Source organism: bacterium, from assembly GCA_021372535.1.
In the GTDB taxonomy this organism is placed as follows: Bacteria; Latescibacterota; Latescibacteria; order Latescibacterales; family Latescibacteraceae; genus JAFGMP01.
This window is the reverse complement of the sequence record JAJFUH010000232.1, coordinates 1-3,871: the sequence shown is the minus strand read 5'-3', so window position 1 is coordinate 3,871 and position 3,871 is coordinate 1. Positions and strand designations below refer to the sequence as shown.

General features: G+C 43.6%; 4 protein-coding genes. 1 reads left to right on the top strand and 3 read right to left on the bottom strand.

What is annotated here, in order from left to right:
• The coding region (locus LLG96_20025; protein ID MCE5252496.1) for a hypothetical protein at positions 1–579 on the top strand (579 nt) is incomplete at its 5' end.
• 629 nt (positions 580–1,208) lie between these two features.
• Here the strand turns inward: LLG96_20025 and LLG96_20020 are convergent.
• The 3 genes from LLG96_20020 to LLG96_20010 all read right to left on the bottom strand — a co-directional run.
• Positions 1,209–2,879, bottom strand: a complete 1,671-nt coding sequence (locus LLG96_20020; GenBank protein MCE5252495.1) for a response regulator — start codon at positions 2,877–2,879, stop codon at positions 1,209–1,211.
• A 37-nt stretch (positions 2,880–2,916) separates the two neighbouring features.
• Positions 2,917–3,297 carry a response regulator transcription factor gene (locus tag LLG96_20015; GenBank protein ID MCE5252494.1) on the bottom strand — a complete coding sequence of 127 codons (381 nt, stop codon included), beginning with the start codon at positions 3,295–3,297 and terminating at the stop codon, positions 2,917–2,919.
• Positions 3,298–3,556: 259 nt separating this feature from the next.
• Positions 3,557–3,871: HD domain-containing protein (locus LLG96_20010; protein ID MCE5252493.1), on the bottom strand; the 315-nt coding region annotated here is incomplete at its 5' end.

Genomic DNA, 3,871 nt, shown 5'->3' with positions numbered 1-3,871 from the left:
TATGGCTACGACACCCGTCAGCAAGATCACACAATCAATCCTAAAACCAGATTTGAGAACGATTCGATCGTTTCACTGGAGGATGTAGTAAAGGATGTCATCTCATCCCGACTCCCTTCAGATATGGCTCACATCTACGGTCTAACCGTGAAGACTAGAGTTATCACTACACGCTTTGGCAGTCTGACTGTTTTCTTCGGTGTTTTGCTTTCTGGATTCACATTTATCGCTAACTACAAGAGTTTTTTTGATAGTGTTCAGTTAATTCGCGCACACCTTACGTTGCTGCTGTCAGGGCGGCTACAGGAGAAACTCGGCGAGAACCTAGACATCACTGTATCAGTGGAGCAACCTAAACTGGATGATCCAAGGGAGTCGCGACTCCCATCCGAATTCCGGCACTTCTTTAAACATATGCAATTCGAGCCCGAATTCGTAGAAGCATTTAGTTTGATGGCTTATCAACGCCAAAACAGACGCGATGCGTTCTTCTGGTTCCTATTTGTATTCTGCATTATCCTGATTGGTATAATTAGCGTTCTTGTCTTTATAGCAGTGAAAAAAACGTACTTCCCATGATGGTTGTCTAACAATCGGCTTCACTCGTTATATATATCTGCGATGGGTCGTGCGACGTTTAACCGCGCCGCTATGTTTTATTTTATGTTAATCTTCACTCTCCACCCACCAGTTATCACCCACACCGCCTTCTCATGATACAGTACCACAAACCTATCCCAATACTCCATCAATTTCCCCGCTATCCCCCAAATCGCCACCCAAATTCTTTCACCTCCTTTCCGTCTCCTCTCCCCGCCTTCTTTGATTTTCCTCCGGCCTTATCTTCACACAAACCTCTCCTTGTTTGTGGTCGTTAATGCCATGCCTTGCCCCCCCAATAAAAAACCACCCGTCTTTCTTCTCCCGGGTGGTTGATTTTCTTATTGGCGTAGGGCCGGAGACTCGAACTCTGAAGGGTGATTTGCCCCGTCTTTTCGGTATCATTTATGACGGCCGTATAGGGTTTCTTTCCACATGAATGGTGAGCAATCCATGACCTTTACCGGGCATGGGATTCACTGAGGCTGCCATGGGTGGAAGCTGGACGGTGGAGCGGTCAAGAGGAACGGTTAAGACGGTTACGAAGACGGCGCTGTGACAGGGTGGGATGACTGTATGACAGGGAATTCACGAATCATGGAAGGACATTAACTTTTGGCAAGTTCAATCTGACGTTTGTACATATACTGAATTATTCTGGATTTTTCTTTTTCATCTATCATGACAAACTCAATACCATACATGTACCGCTCTCGTCTCTTTTTTGCAATCACCAATGGTGAAGAAATCTCATGCCCGTCGGGAAGGGCAAAATTTGCACCCATACATTCATTTTCGGGAATATGCTCTTCGGAAAAAACAACCATTCTCACCCTGCTCAACTCGAGTATTTTACCGTTTTTCACTGCGTCGGTATTACCGAAAGAAGGATTTATCATGGTAACTTGAATGGGCAGACTCGGCGCTATCGAAAAATTTTTCTGCGACAGTATTACCTTGGCATCCTCGGAATAATGGACAAATACGAAACCGTTGTCTTCATCCATACCTTTTGTTTCTGTTTCATACGTTGAAAATGCACCCGATTGAGTCCCGCTGAGCTGTAGTTTCATCCCGGGACGAAGACGAATGTTTCTTCCATATAATGCAGGAAGCTGGATACCTATCTGCTCGTTTGTTTTGAAGAATTTCCTTATGGTACGGGTGCTTTTGTATTTGAGTACTAAATTATCCTCATACAATTCCACATTGAATTCTGATGGTATATCGTATTCCTCAGCTTTAATATTACGATTCCTGTTTATTTCCTGAGTATCGTTTGTCTGGGCTTCACTGACAATACGGTGCGAAATGACGGACCTCATTATTTCAAGAATTTTTTCTCCTCTCCCCATAATGAGATTCGTTCCGCAATATGTACAATACCGCGCATCCGGGTCATTGACAAAAGTACATGAAATACAGATATTAAGCGCCGCATGTTCGGCTTTTTTTTCTGCATCTGTATCTGTCTCCTGAAAACTGTCCACAGCGCTCTGTACCGTGTCGTATCCTCGAAACAACTCAATCATTTTTACATAGGATAACTGATTGTTCACCTTGGGATTCGGGTAAGTAATCCGTAACTCGCCGCCATAACTCTTGAGTGCTTCATTAACCGAAACCAATAAGGCAAGTCCGGCTCCGTCAATAGTTTCAATATTATTTGTATCTATCACTACTTTAAAAACACCGTCCGAAACAATATTTGCAAATACTCCCCGGTATATCGGGCAATTCTTGAGCACAATACTGTTTGCGAGACCTGAGCATACAATGACATCGCCATATCTGACAATATTACTTTCGGAGATTACCTGGATTTTGGGTTCATGGTCTTCACTGACGGCTTCGTCCTGTTTTTCCTGCCCTTTTTTCTTTTTTTGCGCCTGAAGTGTTTCCTTCAATGTGACCGTTTTTCGTATCCGTGTCAGTAAATCGCTCGGACTGAACGGTTTGACGATGTAATCGGAACCTCCTGCCTGAATAGCCGCATTAATGTCCTGTCTGGATTTTTTCCCCGAAAGAAAAATAATCGGAATATCTCTCGTCTCAATATTGCGTTTTAATATTTTACCGGTCATAAATCCATTGAAGTTTGGCATTATAATATCAAGCAGGATCATATCGGGCTTGTGTTCCCTTGCCATCTGAATACCTTCACGGCCATTTAATGCCTGGAGAACATCGAATTCTGATCCAAGCAGAGTTCTGGCAACAAGATCATAGATGTCCTGTTCATCGTCTATAACGAGTACTGCCTGCTTCTTTTTATTCATCGTCAACCGGTCACCATCGTAATAAGTTGAGTCCATGTTACATGTTATTTACAATTCTCGTTATTCTCTTCAGCAGTTCTCTCGGGCTGAAAGGTTTCATGATATAGTCAACAGCACCGGCTTTACTGGCTATCATACGACCGCTGCCCGTTGCCCGGGCTGTTAAAAATATAATCGGAATTTTCTCTGTTGCGGGTTTTTTTTTAAGATAACTGCTTACGGTGAAACCGTCAAGTTCCGGCATCATTATATCCAGCAGTATTATATCCACTTTCTGTTCCTGTGCCATATGTATTCCTTCTTGCCCGCCCGTCGCCTTGAAAACCTCAAATTCCGGACCTTCAAGCGCTCGTTCCACAAGATCGCCGATATCCGGGTTGTCATCGATGACGAGTACTTTTTTCTTGTCACATTTCATCTGTCAGTTACTCTTTTATCCGGTTATCCGGTTAACATGATCGATCCCCTTCGGCTTCGCCGTGTCTCCCTTACAAAAAAAAGGGGGACGAAAGTGCCCTCAAGGCCGTTCCCCCCTTAAAAGGGGAGATGCCGCAGGCAGGGGAACCATATACTATCGGAAGAAATTATCAAGTCCAATTAAAAGTTTTTTATGCTTATTAAACTGGATAACCGGCCTCTTTAATATCGTGAAATCGGTTACAAATTATAAGGATAGCTCAATCTTCAAAAGCATATCCTTTATCTATAAAAAGCTTCAGACACGTTTCGACGACAACAGGGTCGTAGAGAATACCCTTATTCTGCGTGATTACATCCATTGCTTTATTTTTGCCAAGAGCCGGCCTGTAAGGCCGGTGCGAGGATATTGCCTCGACAACATCGGCAACCGCCAGTATCTTTGCCTCCAGCAGAATATTTTCTGCAGCTAAACTTTGAGGGTACCCCGATGCATTCATCATCTCGTGGTGCTGACGGACAATCTGAGCAACCGGCTGTTCAAACTCTATATTTTTTAAAATATCATAACCGGT

Excerpts from the sequence above, each read along its gene's own strand:
- LLG96_20015 (MCE5252494.1), bottom strand. The coding sequence starts at position 3,297 with ATGAAATGTGACAAGAAAAAAGTACTCGTCATCGATGACAACCCGGAT.
- LLG96_20020 (MCE5252495.1), bottom strand. The coding sequence starts at position 2,879 with ATGAATAAAAAGAAGCAGGCAGTACTCGTTATAGACGATGAACAGGAC.